The following is a 19,857-nucleotide window of genomic DNA, read 5'->3' on the forward strand; positions in this document are numbered from 1 at the left end:
GTGTGATCCATCTGTTTTTGGATGATTATCGCCGCTGTCCGCAAGGATTTACCCTCGCGCAGAGCGCGGAGGAATGCCTTATGATGCTGAAGGAGTGCGAGGTCGGCATATTATCGCTTGATTTTGACTTGGGACCCGGTGAGCTGACGGGCAAGGACGTGGTCAAGCATATGATTACGGGTGCCTTATTCCCGCAGGAAATTTATTTGCATACGTCTAGTATGTGGGGCAAAAAGGAGATGTATGAGCTGCTCTATCATCATAAGCCGGAGCATGTCGTGCTCCATAACGGCCCGATGCCTCCGGATGTGCTTGAGCAGATTGCGAGAGGGGATGCACCATGAGGCATCTGAACGAGCAGGAGCTGCTGAAGGAGCTTTGGACCAAAGGCAAACCGCTGGCGGTCTTTTTGTATACTCCTTTCTGCGGCACCTGTAAAGCGGCCAGACGCATGCTGGAAGTAGCGGAGCACCTGCTGCCTGAAGGCATCGTGGCTGATGCGGATGTGAACATGCTGCCACAGGTCGTTCAGCAGTATCAGATCCGCAGTGTGCCGGCGCTGCTCGTCACAGACGCGAACCGCAGCGTCAAGCCGTCCATCCGGTACAGCATGGGCTCCGTGGAAGACCTGCTGCAGGAAATAAGGGGAGTGATGTCATGATTTCGATGAAGGACGTGACGCTGAGAAGAGAGGATGACCTCATTCTTGACGACATATCACTCGAGATTAAGCCCGGGGAGCATTGGGTGATTCTCGGAAGAAACGGCTCGGGTAAAACGACGATGCTGGAAATGATGACGGGTTATCTTTTTCCAAGCTCGGGAACAATTGAAGTACTGGGCAATGTGTACGGTGAGTGCGACGTCCGGGAAGTGCGCAAAGACATCGGCTATATCAGCCCTTCTCTGATGGAGAGGCTGTCACTCAGCGACCCGGTATGGGAAGTGGTGGCGACGGGAGCGTACGCTTTTTTGCGTTTCTACCAAGAGATTCCGGCTGATGTGAAAGAGAAGGCGCTCAGTCTGCTGGAGGATATGCATTTGGGCGGACATGTGGGGCACCCTTTCGGCACGCTCTCCCAAGGCGAACGGAAAAAGGTGCTGCTCGCACGCTGCTTGATGGCAGCCCCCAAGCTGCTGATCATGGACGAGCCGTGTGCGGGCCTGGACTTATATGAGCGGGAAAAGATGCTGGCCGAGGTTGACCGGCTTCGCCAGCGGAATATGACCGTGGTATACGTAACCCATCACGTTGAGGAAATCGTGCCTTTATTTACGCATGTGGCGCTGATCCGTGACGGCAAAATCGCCGGTTCCGGGCCAAAGCATGAGGTGCTGACCAATGAAATGATCAAACGGACCTACGACATTCCTGCCAAACTGGAATGGAATGAAGGTCGTCCATGGATTAAAGTGATTTCTGGAGGGTAACCCATTTTGACTGATCATAACTTAATGAATAATGAAAACAGCGAGGAATCGGAAGATTCCGTTTCAAGATTTATATGCACCGCTAACCATGGCTTTGCTCCTTATGCCCAGGAAGAGCTGCGCCGTAAATTCGGCAGCCTGAAAAGCCGTGTGCTCGTGTCGGGAGAAGTGTTCCTGCTCACGCTGAACGAAGAAGCCGGACGAGCGGTTGATATGATTGTCAGCAGCCCGCCGATCTTCCTGCGTCATATTCAGCCTGTGCAGCTGGAGCAAAATGCCGAAGATATGGAACGGGCGATCCGGGAGACGAGCGCTTTCCTGCGGAACCGGAAGGAACTTCATGGCGCAGCCGTGTCGCTGCAGGTTCGGAAAGCCGACGACAGCTTGTGGCAGGATAGCGCAGGCAAACTGCGCGAAGTGCTGGCCGAGATGCTGGGCGATCTCGGGACGGATTTTGTCGTTCAGGATCCGGAGTGGATCATTTCCATTTTCGCCGCCGGAAGCATGCTGTATGCCGGGGTGTCTCGACCAACCGACAACTTGTCGGACTGGAGCGGCGGAGCAATTCGCTTCCAGCGTGAGGAAGGGCAGATCTCCAGGGCTAAATTCAAGCTGCTTGAAGCCGAACACAGCTTCGGCATCGATTTCACCGCTTTTCATAAGGCGCTTGATATCGGCGCAGCGCCCGGCGGCTGGACATCCTTTTTGCTTGACCGTGGGCTTCAGGTTACGGCCGTGGACCCGGCGGTCATGCATGAGTCGCTGCAGGGGCATCCCGCACTGCGGATTCTCCGGAAAAATGCTTCTGAGGTACAATTCAAGGATGAGGAATTCGATCTTCTTGTGTGCGATATGAGCTGGAGTCCGAAACAGATGGTGAAGCTGGTGAAGGAACTGCTGCCGAGTCTGGCCATGGGGGGAACAGCGGTTGTAACGGTAAAACTGATGCATAAGAAACCGATGGCTTTGATAGATGATGTCATCTCCTCGTTTGAGCAGGCGGAAATGCAGGTTCAGAGGGCCAAGCAGCTGTTTCACAACCGGGACGAGATCACGCTTTATATGATTAAATATTAATCTTGTAAAAGTCTTGCTTTGATGATCTGCCTGGACTGGCGAAAGTAAAGGAATTGGCAAATATTTCTTGCGCAATCCGACAATTTGTTCTATACTAATACCAAAATTAACCAAACGATAATATAGGGAAAGCATCCCGGAGTACGACAGTGGCTCAGGCCACGTCGTCATCCGAAGGTGCTTTCCTTTTTTGTCGTTCAGAAAGGGAGTGTATACGATGAGTCATTCTTCCAGGCTGCGCCCCGGACAAAGGATTGGAGGGAGGTATGAAGTAATCGGCAGCATCGGTGAAGGTGGTATGAGCCGGGTATACCTGGCAGCAGACCTTAAGCTGCCCGGCAAGCAGTGGGCCGTCAAGGAAACGGCTTCGCGGCCCGAACTGCTCCAGGGCTTGCAGGACGAGGCTGAGCTCCTCATCTCATTGAGCCATCCCCGTCTCCCGCGAATCGTCGATTTTTTTATATCGGATGAAGAGGGATTCGCTTATTTGGTGATGGATTTCATTCAGGGCATCACGCTGGAGGAACACTTTAAGGAGAGCAATTACCGTCCCACGGCCAGTTCCATTCTGCGAATCGCGAATCAGCTGCTGGAAGTGCTGGAATATCTGCATGAGCATGAACCCGCCGTCATTTTTCGAGACCTGAAACCATCCAACATCATGCTTACCGACCAGCTGGAAGTCCGGTTGATCGATTTCGGGATTGCCCGAAATTACAAGCAGGATCAATATCAGGACACCGTTAAGCTCGGTACGGTCGGCTTCGCGGCACCGGAGCAGTATGGATTGGGGCAAAGTGATGCGAGGTCGGATTTGTACGGCTTGGGCGCCTTGATTCTGTATTTGTCCACCGGCGGTAAAGCCAGCGAATGGAAGGAAGGGGTTCAGGAACTAATTCGACCAGATCTTCCGAAAGGAATGGTCCCTATTATAAGGCGCCTGCTGAGCATTGAACCCAAGGACCGGTATCAATCCGCCAAGGAAGTCCGCTCGGTGCTGGGTTCCATCAGTATGCTGGATTCGGGACCGCTGGAACTGAAGAGGATCAGGAAGGCGGGTTTTCCGGGAACGCTGGCGATTGCGGTCATGGGGGCGGGCAGCGGAACTGGAACGACCCATACGGCGATTGCCGTTGCGCATTATTTAGCCCGAAGTTACGGCAAAGTGGCCCTTGTCGAGATGAACCTGCAATCTCCGGCGTTCGGCAGGATTCAGAGAATCGCGGCCGGCAGGTCGGAAAACGTCCAACCTGGTGAGCGCAAATTTGAGGTGCAGGGCGTGGACTACTGGCGGCAAACCGCCAGGGCGGACGTGATCTCGCTGCTTGGCGGAAGCTATAACTTTGTGGTGATGGATTTGGGAGCTTACCTTGGCAACGACCGGTTGGAGGAGTTTCTGCGTGCGGATATTCCCATTATTGTCGGTTCGGGAGCGGAGTGGAAGCATCAGGATTTAGTTGGGCTGATCCAGCAGTTGTCCGCCCACCCTCAGCACAAGTGGTTGTATTTTCTTCCGCTCGCACCGCAGGATGCAGTGCATCGGCTGCGGCGCACGCTGGGCACGTCCCAGGTATTTTCCATCCCGCTTCAGGTGGACCCTTTTGACCAATGCGATGAGATGGATCGGGCATTTGTCCGGATTTTCCAAGGGCTGCTGCCGGGAGCGGAGCGCAGACGAAGGTTCAGGTTCGGCTTAAGCTGAGCGGTGGTCATAGAGGAGGGAGTTATCGGGGAGTATGTCAAAGTTAAGGCAGCGAACGAAACACTTGATTTATGCAGGTCTGGCAGGCGCTTCAGTGATGGGGCTGCTGTTTGCAGGCTATACGGTCTGGAATGTGGTGGAGCAGAACGAACGGGAGGGAGCGATAGAACGCCACTACCAGCGGCAAATCGCCGATTTGGAACAGGCGCAGCTCCAGTCGCAGAAGTCGATGACTTCCGGGTGGGCCCTCACCCACGATGTGGCTCCCGGAGTGACGATCAAACAGGGCGATTTGATTCAGATCAAAATTCCGTCTGAAGCGGCCCCTGTCAACCTGATCGCAGACAAGGAAGGAGCTGCCGGAAGAACTGCCAAGATCGAGCTGGGCAAAGGCACGCCTCTAACCGAAGCGATGCTGTATGAAGGCCAGCCGACGGCACCGGATTTAAGAAACCGTGAGATGAAGGCGGTCTCGCTGCCCTCGAATCTCAAACAAGGGGATACCGTAGACGTACGGATCCAGTTTCCGTCCGGTCAGGACTATATCGTGTTATCCAAGAAAAAGATTGATAAACTCGCTTCGCCAACCATGTGGCTGAAGATGAACGAGCAGGAGATTTTGTCTTTGTCGAGCGCCATGGTGGATGCCTATTTGCATGATGCCGCACTATATGCGCTCACTTACGTAGAACCGGAAATGCAGAACAGGGCGGTCCCAACCTATCCGGTGAATAAAGCCGTCATGAAGTTGATTGCCAGCGACCCTAACATCGTAAACAAAGCGGAACAGACGCTGACCGAGGCAGTCCGTTCAGTGCTGGAGAGCGACCTTGCCCGGGCGGGCGCGCAGATTCCAGGGAACAGCTCGTTTTCGTCGTCGGAATATTCCTCAGGGTATGGACAGTCATCAAGTTCCTCCTCAAGCACGTCTCCGTCGAACGGTTCAACCGCTGCTACGGAGCCAGAGAGCACATTTACGTTGGACCAACCGCAGCAGAATAAGCTGCTGGAACAAGCGATGAAAGAGGATGGTGATTCGAATGGACAACCATAGGCCTTAGAAGGCATCAGCAGTTTTTTTGCAAAACCGCTAATGTGTGTACTTTAACGATATCGACAGACCAGGGGTGATGATGTGAAAACGTGGATCTTTGCCGGGATTTGCGACAAGAGCGAACTTCTGATTTACGTTTGCAAGCTGCTTGTTGCGGCAGGACAAAAGGTGCTGCTGGTGGACGCCACTGAGAAACGCAAATATCCGCTTTATATCGGACAGTTGGACAGACCGCTGTCAGTGACGGAATTTTCCGGCTTTGACGTCGCTTCGGGTGTTGCGGATGAAATCGGACTGCAGGAACATTTAGCGTCAGCCGGGACATCGATGGAGCATTACGACGTGGTGGTGTTTGATATGGAGCAGGCAGACTTTTGTTCCCCTGATACCTGGGAAAGTGCCGCTGCATTGGTATGGGTCAGCGATTATGAGATTTGGACGCTGGAGCGGGGGAGAGATTGGTTGGAAGAGCTGCTTAACGGGCACCTGGCAGGCCAGACTCATGAGTTCTATATAGCGTATGTCCGGGCTGTGGAACCATTTTTTGACGAGGGGTATGCGGAAGGATATTTCGGCAACCTCCCTGTTCTATGGAGGGAAGCGCCTGTCGTCATCCCGTGGGTCGAGACGGATTATGCCTTGAAGCTTCACAACGAGCATTCCCGGAAGGTGCGGATCAGACCCTTAAGCCGAATATACAAAAAAAATTTATGTCTATTGATGAGACTTCTGACAGACATGGAACCGAAAACAATCCATCGCGCATTACGGAGCGCGGAAAGGAGAAAAGCATGAGTACAGTAGCATTTTGGAGCCCGTTAGAGGGAGGAAGCGGAAGCTCGGCGCATGCAGCTGCGGCTGCGGCTTGTCTCGGTTTGGAATATCGCCTGCGCGTCCTTCTCGGACACGGAGGCACGGCGGGGGAGCGTGTGGAAGGAGCGTTCCGGAGCAGCAAACTGGTGCTCGACCATTCCCTCGTGTCGTTTCACGATCACGGCATGGACGCGCTGGAAAGGCTGGCGGTTAACCGCCGTTTAAACAGGGACAATTTCCGTGATTACACAATCCCTGTACTGCCTGAGCGCCTCGATTTGGTCCAGGGAAATGACCGGCGGGGAGGAACGCTTCCGGGTTACCGATCGCAATCGGTGCATTCCATCATTACTTTAGCTAAACAGTGCTATGATCTGGTGCTACTGGATGCGGGGTGCGGGATGGGATCGGCTGAAGATCCGGCGGATGGGATGATGCTCGAGGAGGCGGATTTGATCGTCGTCAGCCTGACGCAGAGCATTGAGAGCCTGGAGCACTTTTTCAGCGGGAGGCATTGTCCCGACCAACTAAAGGACAAGCCCGTCATTCTTACCTTTGGGCGCTACGACAAAGAATCCCACTGCACGCTTCACAACATCAAACGCAGATTCGGGTATAAAGGCATTCTTCACGGCGTGCCTTACAATACGGATTTTATGGATGCGTGGAACATGCATGGCGTGATGAACTATATGCAGCGCAGCCGCAGCCTAAACGAGCGGCATCCCTCGGCACAATTCTACGGCAGCGTACGGCAGCTGGCCAAAGATCTGATGAACACGCTCGAAATACCCGCGCTCAAGATGGTGGGAAGGGGAGCTTGAATGTTTTCGGGACCGTTGATCAATATTTTGTTCATGGCAATCATTCTTTTATTTGCAGTCCTTTTTATTTATTTGAGATGGCTTGACCTGCGCAAAAGGCCTCCTGCGTCCGGGACAGCCGGCGTTGAGTTTACGATCGATGCGATGATGTCCTTCGTCAAACAGACCCTACATGAGCTGACCCATAGTCAGCTAACCGACCTAGGCCTGCATGAAGAAGAATACAAGCGCAGGCTAAACAAGCGCAGCGAGCTGCGCAAGGCGCTCAAAAACTGCATATCCGGCGACGTTCATGAAAAACAGTACGTGAAGCAGTTTATGGCCGATTTGCTGGTCAAAAGTTTCGGTGTCACGGAGGGCAACATCGATCAGGCGATCCCGTTTGCTGATCCACGGTTTTTGAACGTACAGGATAAATTCGAAATCATTTTTTATTTATACAAGCTGCAGTACGGTCAGGATGCGCTGTCGATGATGCTCGAGCTGCATGGCTTAGCCGACCTTCGCGTGCTTCCCGGGTATGGAGATGAGCCCGTTTACGCCGTGACCGCCGTCGATGTGGAACAAATCTATGCAAACGAATCCAGGAGTCTCACTTTTCAGGAGAAGCTGGAAATTGTCGTTCAGCGTATTTACCAGCAGTTTAAAGGGTTTTCGGTCATCGACGAGCTCAGAGATCAGCGGATTGACGGCGTCAGCGGCGGAGTGAGCGGCATTTTGGCCGACGAGGCATTCGCCGCATCCTACGGACTGGACCAGCTTCGCATGCTGCAAGCATCGGATGAGCCGGCGAAGAAGGCGCAAATGACCGAAAGCATTTGGATATTTTACAGGGGCAAATCGATTCATATGGGCTGCCTTTCCTTCGGGACGGAGCTTGAGCTGAAGCGTGTCTGCCAGAACATTTATAAATACAATCACCCCGGCCAGCTGTCGGAAGCAAACGGCTACAAAGTCAACGAAATGAAAGACGGGTCGCGCGTCGTTGTGGTCAGACCTCCGTTTTCGGAGTCTTGGGCTTTTTTCGTCCGCAAGTTTGACATCCGGAGCGCGACGCTGGATCAGCTGATCGCCGGAGACAATGCCCGGCTTCCGATCCAAATGCTGAGGTATCTCATGAAAGGGAGCCGAATCACGGCCATCACCGGAGCCCAGGGCTCGGGTAAGACGACGCTGCTAATGGCGATGATCGAGCATATCTATCCGACTTATACGCTGCGGGTACAGGAAATGGCATTTGAGCTCCACCTCCGGAAAATCTACAGCCGAAGGAACATCTTATCCTTCCGGGAGACGGAGCGCATTACCGGGCAGGAAGGATTGGACCTCCAGAAAAAAACGGACGGCACGGTCAATATATTGGGGGAGGTGGCCAGCGACGGGGTATCCTCCTGGATGATCCAAATGTCCCAAGTCGCCAGCTTGTTTACCGTTTTTACCCATCATGCCAAAACGTTCCGCGATCTGATCTTCTCCCTGCGGAATTCCCTGCTGAAGAGCGGCGTATTTCACCATGAGGCTATTGCTGAACAGCAGGTGGTTCAAGTCATCAACTTCGATATTCATTTGAAGCGGGATGCTGCCGGCAACCGGTATATCGAACGGATTACCGAATGCGTTCCCAGAGAAGAAAAGCCGCTGGAGATAGAAGGAGGTGGCGTCAAAGGGAGTGTCAAGCAGATGCTTGGACAGTTCATGGAACTCCAGGCCGAATATTATCGCCGCGTTCATGACCACAGCTCTTTTTCCTCCCGGAATATCATCGAATATCGTGACGGAGAATATGTGGCCGCGGAGCATATTTCGGAGAGGAACTTCAGGGAAATGAGCGAGCAGATGAGTGCGGAAGATGCACGTATGTTCAGGGAGTTTGCTCAGACGCATTGGGGGATTGCATATGGGAGTTAGACGGCTGCTGGTCCTTATTCTGATCATCTCACTGGCATTATTTGCGGTAATCTATGCAGTTATGATGTGGCTGAATGGAAGGGAGCAGCGGAATCGGCAGGGACTGCTTCGCGATCCTTTGCTTCCGAAGGATGAATTTATGCTGCGCAAACGGTGGCAGCAATTTCTTCAAACCGGCTATGTCGTAGGATGTTCCGTTCCGCTCCTCTCGGCTTATATCCGAAGAGTCAGGAAACGGATGAGCGGCGTTCATGCGTATGAGGAATTTCATCTCCGCCATGAGGTCATGAAGGTTACGCTTTCTATACTTGGGACGCTGGGCGTCTCAGTTGCAGTGCTGTTTCTGCTGAACCCCAGCTGGAGCTTCCTGCTGCTGGTTCTGCTCACAGCAGTAGTGATCAACAGCCTATTGATCGATATGGTGGTCAACAGGCTGGAGAAGCGGCTGCTCATCCAAATGCTTGATTTGTTTTCGAATATCCGCCATCGGTATCACCAGCACGGGATGGTGGATGAAGCGCTACAGGAGGCGGCCGAATCGGCAGATGATGAGGCTGGCCTTCATACCCGGAAAATTGCCGAAGCGCTGATCAGCAAAAACCCTTCTGAGGAACTGGAAAAGTATTATGAAGCTGCACCCAACCGTTTTTTAAAAGCGTTTGCGGGCATTTCTTATATGATCATGGAGTTTGGCGACAAGGTAAAGGAGCAGGGCTCCATCTATTTGCAGGGGCTTAGCGGGTTGACGAAGGAGATCCATCTGGAAATTTTGCGGCGAAGCAAGCTTGACCATCTATTAAAAGGATTAAACGTGATCGCGCTCGTTCCCCTGTTTTTTACCAAGCCGATCGAGCGGTGGGCCCGAAGCAGCTTTCCGGCGATGGATGAGTTTTATATGAGCAAGCTCGGGTATGCGGCCAAAATGATCATTTATATCGTGATCATCCTGTCGTTTATTTTGCTGCAAAAGCTTCAACAAAATGATGAAACTACATATCGGGCGGGTAGAAACAGCCGTCCTTGGGAGAAAGTGATATCACGCATTCCGGTATTCCGGCTGCTGGCCGCATGGACCGCTCCTCATCCGGGAAGCGCTGTTTATTCCAAAGTGATCCGGTTGATGAAGGAGACCGGTACCGAGCTCACCTATGAGTGGTTTTACATCCGGCGGGTCGTCTACAGCCTGATTGCGTTTGTGATTACGTTGACGATGACTTTGTACCTTCATCAGACGTCCAGAAATCACATCATGTATGACCCGGTGGCTCAGGACAGCTTTTTCGGGCAGACGACCGAGGTCCAGCAGCAGGAAGGTAAACGCCTCAGCAGCAGTGACCGGGAGGTCATGAAAAGGGTAAACATGTCGCCGGAAGCGACATATGGCGAGATCGCCACAGCGTTACAGCAAACCGATATTAAAGGTCTCGGAAAAGACCAGCTCGTGGAGTCGGCCACCCGGATTTTGAGCAAGCTTCATGCTTATCACAATGAGTATTTTAAATGGTGGGAGCTGATGTTGTGCTTCTTCTGTGGCGTGCTTGGATACCATGGGCCTTTCTGGCTGCTTTTGTTTCAACGAAAGCTCCGCTATATGGACATGCGTCATGAGGTCTTTCAATTCCAAACCGTCATTTCGATGCTGCGGGAGATGGACCGGATCTCGGTGGAGGAAATATTGGAGTGGATGGACCGGTTTGCCGTCATATTCAAAATTCCGATTCAAAAATGCCTTACCCATTACGACCACGGGGCGGAAATGGCTCTTCAGGAACTGAAGGAGGAGGTGCGATTCACCGAATTTCAAAGAATCGTGGACAAGCTGCTGCTTTCCGTAGAGAAAATACCGATCGACCAAGCTTTCGACGATTTGGAAGGCGAGATGTCCTTTTATTTTGAGCAGCGAAAACAGGAATATGAGCGGATCATTGATACGAAAGCGGGTCTTGGCAAGCTGATCGGCTTTGCGCCCATGTACTCTATGATCTTTATCTATTTGGTCATCCCGCTGATCGCCATGAGCTTCATGCAAATGAACACCTATTACGAACAAATACAAAAAATATAAGGAGATGTAAACGTATGAACAACGCATCCAGTGCATTAAAAGTAGCTGCGGGCATTTTTCTGACGATCGCCCTTATTACAATTGTCGTCATTCTGTTTATTTCGGCACAGGAAGCCACAAAAACCGCGCAAAACAACTTCTCGGACATCCAGACCGAGCTGTCCCAGGCTTCGTTCACGGTATATGACGGTACAAGTATCAGCGGATCCCAGGTAACGAATGCTCTGCGAAAGTTCAAGGATAAGGATCAGTTCGGCATTTTGGTGAAAACGGGCAAAAACAGGCAGGGCCAGTGGTATGGCAACCAGCTCAACATTAGCACCGATATTGCGAACGACAATTACGGATCGGTGGTCAATACGCAGCAGCGCATAGGAAACTTGACGGAAACCGCCAACGAGTCCAGCAATGAGTATGTCAATCCGAGCGGAAAGTTTAAGGCAAGTATCGTGAAGGACAGCTCCAATGTGGTAAGGGGACTTGTTTTTGAACAGTAAGCTCGGCGGGAGAAGGAGTAATTTAAATCATGAATGAGCAATCAGAAAACATGATTTCCATCAGTACGGCGTTCATGTTGTTCATCAGCGCCTGCATCTTCGCTCTCGGCCTGACCGGAGAAATAAACCGCGCCGTGGACGAAGCAGGACGCGTCGCGCAGGGACAGCCGAAAAGCGTACAGCCGGCTCTAGAGGCGTCGCATGACGATTGGGTCAGCGGTTCACAGGTCGTGTTCAGTATCATAGGGAATAACGATCCGGGTGTCCGGATTTCGGTGGACGGGACAAATGTTGCCGGTGACCCATGGGGTGAGGGGGTTGATTTTTCCGCAATCGATACCGGCGCGGTGTATTCCTTGGATTATGAATGGAGCGGTTCGGGCGACTTGATCGGGATCAACTTCGCGAAGGCGGGAAGTGAGGAGAAAAAGCAGCCATGAGTAACGCGATTTCAAAGTTTGCGGCCGTGCTGCTCGCGGTGATCGTCATGTTTATTTACCCGGCTGCAGAAGCTTCGCAGCGGCAGGACGACCTATCACGCATCGTAGTCTATCATGCAGTGACGCAGTTCGTGGATGCGGTTAGGAACAAAGGATACATCACTCCGGTGATGTACCAGCAATTTCTTGAAGAAATGCAGGCGACGGGCAACGAATTCGACGTTCAGATGGAGCATCTTCACAAGACATATCATCCGGAATATACCGACGCGGCCAATCCGGGTACGTTTCAAAACGCTTTCAGCATCGTTTATGAAGGCTATTATACTTCAGATTTAATGAATCGCTTATTTCCGGAAACCTCTCTTCCCAAAGATGACGAATCCAGGGTCTATAAGCTTACGGTTGGAGACTTTTTCAAAGTAACGGTCAAAAATGTGAACCGGACACCGGGAACGATAATGCTCGATTTTATTACGGGGACTTTGACAGGTGAAACTGCGGTGATCGCTTTTCCGTATGGAGGCATGGTACTCAATGAAGATTACTGATTATTGCCTTGTATTTATCGTCATTTTCTTTCCGGTTTTTTTGATCGTGGGGTACCATGTTCAAGACCAGCAGGATGTTGAATATACCGAGCTGAAGTATGTTACTGCCTTGAGAACAGCCGTTCAGGACGCGGGAAGCATGCTGAACGTCAATGAGCGGCAGGATTTTGAGTCCGGGTACAGTTCGGCGAAATTTTTCAAAGCGGATAAGGAGCTGGCACTTGATGCATTTTATCGGTCGCTGTACGCAAATTTGGGAATCGAAGGGGATGAGGCGGCTCAACAGACGCTGGACGGATACATTCCAGCTATTATGGTGGTCGACTACGACGGATACTGGGTGTATTCGGAGGTGGAATATTTAGGTGTGGACGGCGAGGTATATGCCAAGCATCTATGGCAGCCTAAGAAGCCGTACAGCTACAGCGATAAGGCAGGCAATCTGATCCATTTTACGCTCGATAATGTCATGGAGGCTTATGATGCCGCCTCGGGAACATGGACCAGAGGGCTGCAAAGGGAACTTGGACCAACCTCGTCCATTCCATTGCTGCAGGATGGTGAAAGGTTTGAGCAAGTCAGAAGGACGACGATCGTTCAGGCAATCGAAAACGACCTCGCAAACAACATAAATAGGCATAATGAATTTGCTGCCCGAAATGGCATATCGTATGTGTTTACGCTTCCGCTTATTTCACGGGAAGAATGGAATAACTCGATCGACGATATCGGCATCATGGCGTTTATCCAAGGCATTCCGGTCGGTGACCAAGCGCTGAACAACTATGCCCTGGGCAGTGGGAGATTGGTCAAGTCCGCTGTAATAAGGGCAGGGGTGGACTCACGAACCGGTATCCATTATTATTCCCGGGGCGACTGCGCCGATGATTTGGAAGTGTTGGAGACCTTCACAAGCCCCAAAGAAGCGGCTGCAAACGGATACTTTGAGAAACCGTGCACGCGGGCTTTCGGGTGGTAATGATTTGTTGAAGAAGAATCATGGATTTCTGTTTTACGGCCAGCTCCTTCTTATGATAAAATGATGACTTGAATGTCCTTTCATTGACGTGAGTTTAAAATTGAATTTTTATCATAGATAGGAGCGCAAAAAGCAGCTATGAGCTTATTGACAGTCGAAAACGTCTCCCACAATTTTGGGGACCGCACGTTGTTTAAAAATGTATCCTTCCGCCTATTGGCCGGCGAGCACGTTGGTCTAGTCGGTGCAAACGGGGTCGGGAAGTCGACCTTGATGAATATTTTGACAGGACAGCTGCTGAAGGACAGCGGCAAGGTGGAATGGACGCCGAAGGTCCGCTATGGCTATTTGGACCAGCATACGAAGCTGACGCCGGGCAAAACGATCCGCGACGTGCTTAAAGATGCATTCCTTCCGCTGCTGGAGCTGGAGAAAGAAATGATGGAGATCACCAATAAAATGGCCGATGCGTCTCCCGAAGAGCTGGAGCTGCTGCTCGAGCAAATGGGCGATATTCAGGAGCAGCTGGATATCGGTGATTTCTACATGCTGGATGTCAAAGTGGAAGAGATGGCAAACGGCCTTGGCCTGAATGCCATCGGTCTCGACCGGGACGTGGCCGCCCTCAGCGGTGGTCAGCGGACCAAGGTGCTGCTGGCCAAACTGCTGCTGGAGAAACCGACCGTTCTGCTGCTCGACGAGCCTACCAACTATTTGGACGTGGAGCACATCGAGTGGCTGACCCAGTATCTGAAAGATTACCCGCATGCCTTTATTCTGATCTCTCACGATACGGAGTTCATGAATCAGGTTGTCAGCGTCATTTACCATCTGGAATTTGCCAAACTGACCCGGTATTCGGCCAACTACGAGAAGTTTTTGGAGATGGCGGATATTTCGAAAAACCAGCATATCGATGCGTATGAGAAGCAGCAGGAATTTATCAAGAAGCAGGAAGACTTTATCCAGCGGAATAAGGCCCGTTATTCGACTTCTGGCCGCGCAAAAAGCCGTGAGAAGCAGCTGGATCGCATTGAGCGGATCGACCGTCCGGAAGAAGCGGCCAAGCCGGTGTTTAATTTTAAAGAAGCGCGGGCGAGCGGAAAGACGGTGTTTGAAGGGATCGATTTTGAAATCGGCTATACCCATGCCCTACTGCCCAAAATGAGCATGACGATCGAACGCGGGGAGAAGATCGCCATCGTCGGCTGCAACGGCGTCGGCAAATCGACGCTGCTGAAGACCATCATGGGAAAAATACCGTCAATCAGCGGCAAAACGTACCTTGGTGATTTTCTATATCCAGCTTACTTCGAGCAGGAGGTTCGCCCTGGCAACATGACGCCGATCGACGACGTATGGAACGAGTTCTCGTCTTTGAACCAGCACGAAGTGCGTGCGCATCTGGCCCGCTGCGGTCTGAAGAACGAGCACATTACGCGTCCGCTCAATATGCTCAGCGGCGGCGAGCAAGCGAAGGTACGTCTGTGCAAGCTGATGATGCGCGAAGCGAACTGGATCTTGTTTGACGAGCCGACGAACCACCTCGATGTCGTGGCAAAAGCCGAGTTGAAGCGCGCCCTTCAGGAATTTAAAGGTACGGTACTGCTCGTTTCCCACGAACCGGATTTTTATGAGGATTGGGTGACCAAAATTTGGAACGTGGAAGAGTGGTCCGCACAGCGTGCTTAACCGCGCTGCTTAAATCTTGAACTCTCGCCACGAAGTAGAACTACCACAACATTACATTTCGCAGCCGCTTTCCTTCGGGATTGCGGCTTTTTATGAAAGGAACGATGAGCGATGCAACATACAGGAGACCGTTACTCCCGGCAGGAGCGGTTTGCTCCTCTGGGCAGGGAGGGACAGCAGAAGCTGTCGAGCAGCCATGTCCTCATTATTGGCGCAGGGGCGCTCGGCACATCGATCGCCGAGACGCTGGCCCGTTCGGGAGTGGGTCATCTCACGATCGCCGACAGGGACTATGTGGAATGGAGCAATCTTCAGCGGCAGCAGCTGTTCTCCGAGGAAGACGCCCGGCAGCGGCTGCCGAAGGCGGTAGCGGCCAAGCAGCGTCTGCAGGCGATCAATTCGGAAATTGTCATTGACAGTCATGTCATGGACGTGCGCGTCGATGAGTTGGAAGAGCTGGTCCGCGGAATGGATCTGATCTTGGACGGCACCGACAATTTCGATACCCGTCTTCTCATCAATGATCTCGCCCACAAGTACAGCCTTCCCTGGATTTACGGGGGCTGCGTCGGCAGCTACGGAATTACCTACACGATTCTTCCCGGCAAGACGCCTTGCCTGAACTGCTTGCTGGGTACGGTTCCGCTCGGCGGGGACACCTGTGATACTGCCGGCATTATTCCACAGGCCGTGCAGATGGTGACGGCGCACCAGACTACGGAAGCGATGAAGCTGTTAAGCGGGCATCCCGAGGCGCTTTCGAACAAATTGGTGTCTTTTGACTTATGGCGCAATGAATGGATCACGATCGGCGTAGACCACGCGAAAATGGACGATTGTCCAACCTGTGGACATCAGCGGATTTACCCCTATCTGTCGGCATCGAATCTCGAGAAAACCGACGTGCTCTGCGGACGTGACACCGTCCAGATTCGTCCCGGAAGCAAGCGGTCCCTGAATTTGCCGGAAACAGCCGACCGGCTGGCCAGGCTCGGGGAGGGTACCGTAGAGGCCAATCCGTTTCTCGTCTCGTTTCAATTGGAATCCAAGCGGATGGTCATCTTTGCCGATGGGAGGGTGCTGGTACACGGTACCAAAGATATTCCCGAGGCCAGATCGCTGTATCATCGGTATTTTGGATAAAAGGCATCATTTTCAGCTATGACCATTCCGTCCCGCGGAATGGTTTTTTTATTTTGCGGTCACCCTATACGGGAAACAACCATGTGCGCTCGCTAAAGCGTGCGTTCCGGGTCGCATATTATCATAACTAAGAAAAAAAGTCGGTGGGCTGCTATGCATGAAAGCATTCTGGTTATGGGACTGACGAATGAAAGTGAGGTTGTCGACGCTCTGCTGGAAGAGCGGTTCGAAATATATATCGCCGGGCACGAAGAAGAAGCTGCCATGTACGCGCGCAGCTACCCGGTTGACCTGCTGCTTGTGGGTTTGACCGATCCCCCCATGCCTTTAAACCGGCTCATTCGTTCCGTTCAGCGAGAGCAGAAGGGCCGGCGGTTTCCGGTCGTGGTTTTGATGCATTCCGATTTGGACTTGCCTGCGGCCAAGCTTTTTCGTGCAGGTGCTAACGATGTGTTGAAAAATCCTGTGGAAACCGATGAACTGCTGGCTCGGATCCGCAATTTGCTGTCTCTTTTCGGGCTGATCGAGGAGCAGGACGGGCAGACGGTAACGGTTGCCGATCTGGTCATTGACCCCAAGAGCCGGACGGTAACGCGCGGTGGAGTCGCCATTGAGCTAACTGCGAAAGAATATGATCTGCTGCTGTATCTAGCCAGGCATGCCAATGAGGTGTGCAGCCGTGAGAATATTTTGAAGTATGTATGGGAATTCGACTTTCATATGGTGACCAATGTCGTGGATGTATATATCAGGCATTTGAGGAAAAAGGTTGACCGAGGATTTAAGCAAAAACTGATTCACACTGTACGCGGAGTGGGTTATATAATAAAAGAAGGCCGATAGTCCCAATGGACTAGCAGCCTTCAAGATCAATGTCTTAATAACCTACAGCACGCGGCGTGCTTTCAGGTAAGTTTTCTTCCAGTTGCCGGAGTTCAGATTGGAGATCGTTACGCCGGGAGAACCGTACGTGTGCAGGATTTTACCGTTGCCGGCATAGACTGCGACATGCGTTACGTTATGGCCGTTGGCTCTGCTGCCGCTGGAGAAGAATACGAGATCTCCGGGCTTCAGGTTAGCTTTCGATACGGCTTTTCCGACTTTGGATTGCGCTACTGAAGTACGCGGCAAGTTTACGCCGTACTTTTTAAAGATATGTTTCATAAAGGAAGAGCAGTCAAAATTTCTCGTCGTGCTTGTCGAAGCACCGAACTTGTAAGGAGTACCCATATATTGCTTACCGTAATTAACGACTTTTTGTCCAGTCGTTGTCGAAGTCGTTGCAACATTAGTTTTAGCGGCAGAGGCTTCCGTTACCTGTGCGCTCGTTGCGATCATTCCACCAAAACCTATAGATGCACATAACCCTACGGTTACTACTTTTTGGATCAGTTGTTTATTCATGTTGTATTACCTCCAAATTTCGTTTTCTTTCAAGCTCGTCTCCGAGTATAACAGCTTTGTAACTCCCTAAATTCTGGATAAGGTGTAACAAAACGTTGTCGCTGTAAGGAGAATGGGCATTTATTAAAAAACGATTAAAAGTTACAAAAAATTAAGAAATACATATTTCCGTCCTGCAGGAACACAAAAAAACCCTTAAGTATCAAGGGTTTTCATCGTTTTTTGCAATATTTCATTTTGGTTACAAATTTGTTGTCAAACGCAAGCTGCAGCTATCTTAATCGTTACTTTGGATGACCAGCAGGAGTCCGCCTTCCACGCTAATCGTGCCTTGGGAACCGGTTAATTGGTTGCTGATACCGAGGGATTCACCCATTTTGAGCGTTGCGTTGTCCAAGGGGTATTGAAATCCCGTTAACGTTATTCCGGTCACTTCAGGAGTCATGGGCAGCAGGGAGACATACTTGAACCCGCGGTTCTGTACATCAATAGAAGAGCCAGTGAGCGTTAAATAGTTGTTCCGGTCAAGCAGGGCGCAGGAGATGTGGTGCTGCAACGCCCGGTTCATCATCTGGATATTGGCTAGCGTATGGTCAAGCCTCGATCCTGTAACCCCCATCAGCAGGATGATATCCGGCTGTTCTTTGATGGCCAGGTCCAGAGCAAGCTCGGTGTCGGTCAAATCCTTGTCGATGGGGTCGCAGTCGATGAGCTGCTTGCTGCGGCTTTTGACATTCTGCAAGTCGGCTGGAGATATAGAGTCAAAATCGCCGACGGCCAAGTCTGGCGTAAAATTGTTTTCTATTAAAAATAAAGCTCCCCGATCGGCACCGATCAAAAAGTCGGAAGGCCTGATTTCCTCTAAGTACTGCTTGTGCAGATCGCCTCCGGAAAAGATCAATACCCGTTTCTGTCCCATCTTATTTACCTCCGATTGTCGCATTGACGGCTCTTGGCAAGCCCTTTGATTCGCTTTCAATCAAATAGGCTTGGAAGTTATTCTAGTATAAATCAGAATAGATGGTTGCACAATTCAGCCGGCAGCGGCTACAATGGATGACAGCATATGTTAGGAAGAGGTCAGAAAGAAAGTGGACATGCACGTTTTTGAACTGTTCAGCATGATCGGCACCATCGCTTTCGCCATGTCCGGTGCGCTCGTAGCCATGGAGGAAGAGTACGACATTTTAGGAATTACGGTTCTCGGCCTGGTTACCGCCTTCGGTGGCGGGGTCATCCGCAATGTGTTGATCGGCGTGCCGGTGACGACGCTCTGGAGTCAGGGACTGCTGATCAAATTGGCGATCGTCGCGGTGATCGTCGCTTTCCTGCTGCCCGTAAACTGGATCAGGCACTGGAAAAGAGGCGAGGCGCTGCTGGATGCGGTGGGATTGTCCGCATTCGCCATCCAAGGCGCGTTGTATGCGACCAATATGCATCATCCGCTCAGCGCGGTGGTTGTTGCCGCTGTGCTAACGGGCAGTGGGGGAGGAATTATCCGGGACCTGCTTGCCGGAAGGAAGCCGCTTGTGCTTCGCGATGAAATTTATGCCGTATGGGCGATGCTGGCCGGGGTGGCCATCGGACTGCATTGGATCCAGACGACTCTGGAAGTGATTGCTCTGTTTACGGCCGTGGTGGTGTTCCGGATGCTGTCCGTTTTCTATAAATGGAAGCTTCCGCGGCGTTCGCTGCAGCCGACCACCCTTGAACCCGCCATCCGCGACAAGCGGCACAAGGAATCAGCATAAAGCTAAGCTAGGAGGACATGACTTACATGATTCGCGTTTTATTTGTTTGTTTGGGTAACATTTGCCGCTCACCGATGGCCGAGGCGATTTTGAGGCATAAGGTGCGCGAGGCCGGCCTGGAAGGAAAGATCAGCGTGGATTCCGCCGGTACGGGTGACTGGCACATCGGCAAGATTCCGCATGAAGGAACCCGGCGGATGCTGGATCTATACAAGATCAGCTATACAGGAATGAAGGCGAGACAGGTCGCCAGCAGCGATTTCGAAACCTTCGACTATATCGTTTGCATGGATAACAGCAACGCGGAGAACCTGCGTAAGCTTCCGGGAGGGGAACAGGCGGCTGCCCTGAAGTTTATGGACCTGCTGCCCGATCATGAGCTTCGCGAAGTGCCGGACCCTTATTATACGGGGAATTTCGAGCAGGTTTATGAATTGATGGACGCGGGCTGCCAGGTACTTTTGGACAAAATATGCCAAGAAAAGCTATAATGGAAAAGACGCGCCCGAACAAGGCAATGATCAGT

At 51.8% G+C, this 19,857-nt stretch carries 21 protein-coding genes; 19 read left to right on the plus strand and 2 right to left on the minus strand.

Translation table 11 applies throughout. The features are described 5' to 3' along the window. Positions 1–2: 2 nt before the first annotated feature. The 17 genes from CJP46_RS15390 (at position 3) to CJP46_RS15470 (ending at position 17,019) form a co-directional block, all read left to right on the plus strand. Entirely contained in the window at positions 3–344 is a 342-nt protein-coding gene (locus CJP46_RS15390) for a cyclic-phosphate processing receiver domain-containing protein (protein ID WP_094596478.1), read from the plus strand. Beyond that, positions 341–661: a thioredoxin family protein gene (locus CJP46_RS15395; protein WP_094596479.1), complete on the plus strand. Its 321-nt coding sequence runs from the start codon at positions 341–343 to the stop codon at positions 659–661. The genes CJP46_RS15390 and CJP46_RS15395 overlap by 4 nt, the downstream gene beginning before the upstream one ends. Then, the gene (locus CJP46_RS15400; protein ID WP_094596480.1) at positions 658–1,431 is read left to right on the plus strand and encodes an ABC transporter ATP-binding protein; all 774 of its coding nucleotides are present in this window, start codon (positions 658–660) and stop codon (positions 1,429–1,431) included. The genes CJP46_RS15395 and CJP46_RS15400 overlap by 4 nt, the downstream gene beginning before the upstream one ends. 24 nt (positions 1,432–1,455) lie before the next feature. After that, positions 1,456–2,508, plus strand: a complete 1,053-nt coding sequence (locus tag CJP46_RS15405) for a 23S rRNA (cytidine(2498)-2'-O)-methyltransferase RlmM (RefSeq protein WP_094596481.1) — start codon at positions 1,456–1,458, stop codon at positions 2,506–2,508. 217 nt (positions 2,509–2,725) lie between these two features. Next, positions 2,726–4,210, plus strand: coding sequence for a serine/threonine-protein kinase (locus CJP46_RS15410; protein ID WP_094596482.1), 1,485 nt, complete (start codon positions 2,726–2,728; stop codon positions 4,208–4,210). Between the two features lie 34 nt (positions 4,211–4,244). After that, complete coding sequence (locus CJP46_RS15415) at positions 4,245–5,264, plus strand: SAF domain-containing protein (RefSeq protein ID WP_094596483.1); 1,020 nt, start codon at positions 4,245–4,247, stop codon at positions 5,262–5,264. Between the two features lie 81 nt (positions 5,265–5,345). Continuing rightward, on the plus strand, positions 5,346–6,059 hold the full coding sequence (locus CJP46_RS15420; protein ID WP_094596484.1) for a hypothetical protein: 714 nt from the start codon (positions 5,346–5,348) through the stop codon (positions 6,057–6,059). After that, the gene (locus tag CJP46_RS15425; RefSeq protein WP_094596485.1) at positions 6,056–6,901 is read left to right on the plus strand and encodes a hypothetical protein; all 846 of its coding nucleotides are present in this window, start codon (positions 6,056–6,058) and stop codon (positions 6,899–6,901) included. The genes CJP46_RS15420 and CJP46_RS15425 overlap by 4 nt, the downstream gene beginning before the upstream one ends. Continuing rightward, the gene (locus CJP46_RS15430; RefSeq protein ID WP_094596486.1) at positions 6,902–8,809 is read left to right on the plus strand and encodes an ATPase, T2SS/T4P/T4SS family; all 1,908 of its coding nucleotides are present in this window, start codon (positions 6,902–6,904) and stop codon (positions 8,807–8,809) included. It begins immediately after the preceding gene. Next, positions 8,799–10,874 carry a hypothetical protein gene (locus CJP46_RS15435; RefSeq protein WP_094596487.1) on the plus strand — a complete coding sequence of 692 codons (2,076 nt, stop codon included), beginning with the start codon at positions 8,799–8,801 and terminating at the stop codon, positions 10,872–10,874. The genes CJP46_RS15430 and CJP46_RS15435 overlap by 11 nt, the downstream gene beginning before the upstream one ends. Before the next feature lie 14 nt (positions 10,875–10,888). Continuing rightward, positions 10,889–11,371, plus strand: a complete 483-nt coding sequence (locus tag CJP46_RS15440) for an ABC transporter permease (RefSeq protein ID WP_094596488.1) — start codon at positions 10,889–10,891, stop codon at positions 11,369–11,371. A gap of 29 nt (positions 11,372–11,400) precedes the next feature. Continuing rightward, positions 11,401–11,811: a hypothetical protein gene (locus tag CJP46_RS15445; protein ID WP_094596489.1), complete on the plus strand. Its 411-nt coding sequence runs from the start codon at positions 11,401–11,403 to the stop codon at positions 11,809–11,811. Further along, positions 11,808–12,362, plus strand: coding sequence for a hypothetical protein (locus CJP46_RS15450; protein WP_094596490.1), 555 nt, complete (start codon positions 11,808–11,810; stop codon positions 12,360–12,362). The genes CJP46_RS15445 and CJP46_RS15450 overlap by 4 nt, the downstream gene beginning before the upstream one ends. Continuing rightward, positions 12,349–13,341: a hypothetical protein gene (locus CJP46_RS15455; RefSeq protein ID WP_094596491.1), complete on the plus strand. Its 993-nt coding sequence runs from the start codon at positions 12,349–12,351 to the stop codon at positions 13,339–13,341. Before CJP46_RS15450 ends, CJP46_RS15455 begins: the two co-directional genes overlap by 14 nt. A gap of 138 nt (positions 13,342–13,479) precedes the next feature. After that, positions 13,480–15,033: an ABC-F family ATP-binding cassette domain-containing protein gene (locus CJP46_RS15460; RefSeq protein ID WP_094596492.1), complete on the plus strand. Its 1,554-nt coding sequence runs from the start codon at positions 13,480–13,482 to the stop codon at positions 15,031–15,033. A 111-nt stretch (positions 15,034–15,144) separates the two neighbouring features. Continuing rightward, the gene (locus CJP46_RS15465; RefSeq protein ID WP_094596493.1) at positions 15,145–16,176 is read left to right on the plus strand and encodes a thiazole biosynthesis adenylyltransferase ThiF; all 1,032 of its coding nucleotides are present in this window, start codon (positions 15,145–15,147) and stop codon (positions 16,174–16,176) included. 153 nt (positions 16,177–16,329) lie between these two features. After that, complete coding sequence (locus CJP46_RS15470; RefSeq protein WP_094596494.1) at positions 16,330–17,019, plus strand: response regulator transcription factor; 690 nt, start codon at positions 16,330–16,332, stop codon at positions 17,017–17,019. Positions 17,020–17,061: 42 nt separating this feature from the next. Here CJP46_RS15470 and CJP46_RS15475 read toward each other — a convergent pair whose 3' ends face one another. Both CJP46_RS15475 and CJP46_RS15480 read right to left on the minus strand, forming a co-directional pair. Continuing rightward, positions 17,062–17,580, minus strand: coding sequence for a C40 family peptidase (locus CJP46_RS15475; RefSeq protein ID WP_094596495.1), 519 nt, complete (start codon positions 17,578–17,580; stop codon positions 17,062–17,064). A 277-nt stretch (positions 17,581–17,857) separates the two neighbouring features. Further along, positions 17,858–18,499, minus strand: coding sequence for a thiamine diphosphokinase (locus tag CJP46_RS15480; RefSeq protein WP_094596496.1), 642 nt, complete (start codon positions 18,497–18,499; stop codon positions 17,858–17,860). Positions 18,500–18,677: 178 nt separating this feature from the next. On the opposite strand from CJP46_RS15480, the gene CJP46_RS15485 reads away from it, so the two are divergent. Together CJP46_RS15485 and CJP46_RS15490 are read left to right on the plus strand one after the other, a co-directional pair. Beyond that, on the plus strand, positions 18,678–19,331 hold the full coding sequence (locus tag CJP46_RS15485; RefSeq protein WP_094596890.1) for a trimeric intracellular cation channel family protein: 654 nt from the start codon (positions 18,678–18,680) through the stop codon (positions 19,329–19,331). Between the two features lie 26 nt (positions 19,332–19,357). Further along, positions 19,358–19,822 carry a low molecular weight protein-tyrosine-phosphatase gene (locus tag CJP46_RS15490; protein ID WP_094596497.1) on the plus strand — a complete coding sequence of 155 codons (465 nt, stop codon included), beginning with the start codon at positions 19,358–19,360 and terminating at the stop codon, positions 19,820–19,822. Positions 19,823–19,857: the final 35 nt, after the last annotated feature.

The sequence above is a fragment of the Paenibacillus sp. XY044 genome (assembly GCF_002257645.1).
Taxonomy (GTDB): Bacteria; Bacillota; Bacilli; order Paenibacillales; family Paenibacillaceae; genus Paenibacillus_AQ.

What these genes read in the sequence shown, in the direction of transcription:
- CJP46_RS15395 (WP_094596479.1), top strand. Translation starts at nt 341, where the DNA reads ATGAGGCATCTGAACGAGCAGGAGCTGCTGAAGGAGCTTTGGACCAAA.
- CJP46_RS15400 (WP_094596480.1), top strand. Translation starts at nt 658, where the DNA reads ATGATTTCGATGAAGGACGTGACGCTGAGAAGAGAGGATGACCTCATT.
- CJP46_RS15405 (WP_094596481.1), top strand. Translation starts at nt 1,456, where the DNA reads ATGAATAATGAAAACAGCGAGGAATCGGAAGATTCCGTTTCAAGATTT.
- CJP46_RS15410 (WP_094596482.1), top strand. Translation starts at nt 2,726, where the DNA reads ATGAGTCATTCTTCCAGGCTGCGCCCCGGACAAAGGATTGGAGGGAGG.
- CJP46_RS15415 (WP_094596483.1), top strand. Translation starts at nt 4,245, where the DNA reads ATGTCAAAGTTAAGGCAGCGAACGAAACACTTGATTTATGCAGGTCTG.
- CJP46_RS15425 (WP_094596485.1), top strand. Translation starts at nt 6,056, where the DNA reads ATGAGTACAGTAGCATTTTGGAGCCCGTTAGAGGGAGGAAGCGGAAGC.
- CJP46_RS15430 (WP_094596486.1), top strand. Translation starts at nt 6,902, where the DNA reads ATGTTTTCGGGACCGTTGATCAATATTTTGTTCATGGCAATCATTCTT.
- CJP46_RS15435 (WP_094596487.1), top strand. Translation starts at nt 8,799, where the DNA reads ATGGGAGTTAGACGGCTGCTGGTCCTTATTCTGATCATCTCACTGGCA.
- CJP46_RS15440 (WP_094596488.1), top strand. Translation starts at nt 10,889, where the DNA reads ATGAACAACGCATCCAGTGCATTAAAAGTAGCTGCGGGCATTTTTCTG.
- CJP46_RS15445 (WP_094596489.1), top strand. Translation starts at nt 11,401, where the DNA reads ATGAATGAGCAATCAGAAAACATGATTTCCATCAGTACGGCGTTCATG.
- CJP46_RS15450 (WP_094596490.1), top strand. Translation starts at nt 11,808, where the DNA reads ATGAGTAACGCGATTTCAAAGTTTGCGGCCGTGCTGCTCGCGGTGATC.
- CJP46_RS15455 (WP_094596491.1), top strand. Translation starts at nt 12,349, where the DNA reads ATGAAGATTACTGATTATTGCCTTGTATTTATCGTCATTTTCTTTCCG.
- CJP46_RS15460 (WP_094596492.1), top strand. Translation starts at nt 13,480, where the DNA reads ATGAGCTTATTGACAGTCGAAAACGTCTCCCACAATTTTGGGGACCGC.
- CJP46_RS15465 (WP_094596493.1), top strand. Translation starts at nt 15,145, where the DNA reads ATGCAACATACAGGAGACCGTTACTCCCGGCAGGAGCGGTTTGCTCCT.
- CJP46_RS15470 (WP_094596494.1), top strand. Translation starts at nt 16,330, where the DNA reads ATGCATGAAAGCATTCTGGTTATGGGACTGACGAATGAAAGTGAGGTT.
- CJP46_RS15475 (WP_094596495.1), bottom strand. Translation starts at nt 17,580, where the DNA reads ATGAATAAACAACTGATCCAAAAAGTAGTAACCGTAGGGTTATGTGCA.
- CJP46_RS15480 (WP_094596496.1), bottom strand. Translation starts at nt 18,499, where the DNA reads ATGGGACAGAAACGGGTATTGATCTTTTCCGGAGGCGATCTGCACAAG.
- CJP46_RS15485 (WP_094596890.1), top strand. Translation starts at nt 18,678, where the DNA reads ATGCACGTTTTTGAACTGTTCAGCATGATCGGCACCATCGCTTTCGCC.
- CJP46_RS15490 (WP_094596497.1), top strand. Translation starts at nt 19,358, where the DNA reads ATGATTCGCGTTTTATTTGTTTGTTTGGGTAACATTTGCCGCTCACCG.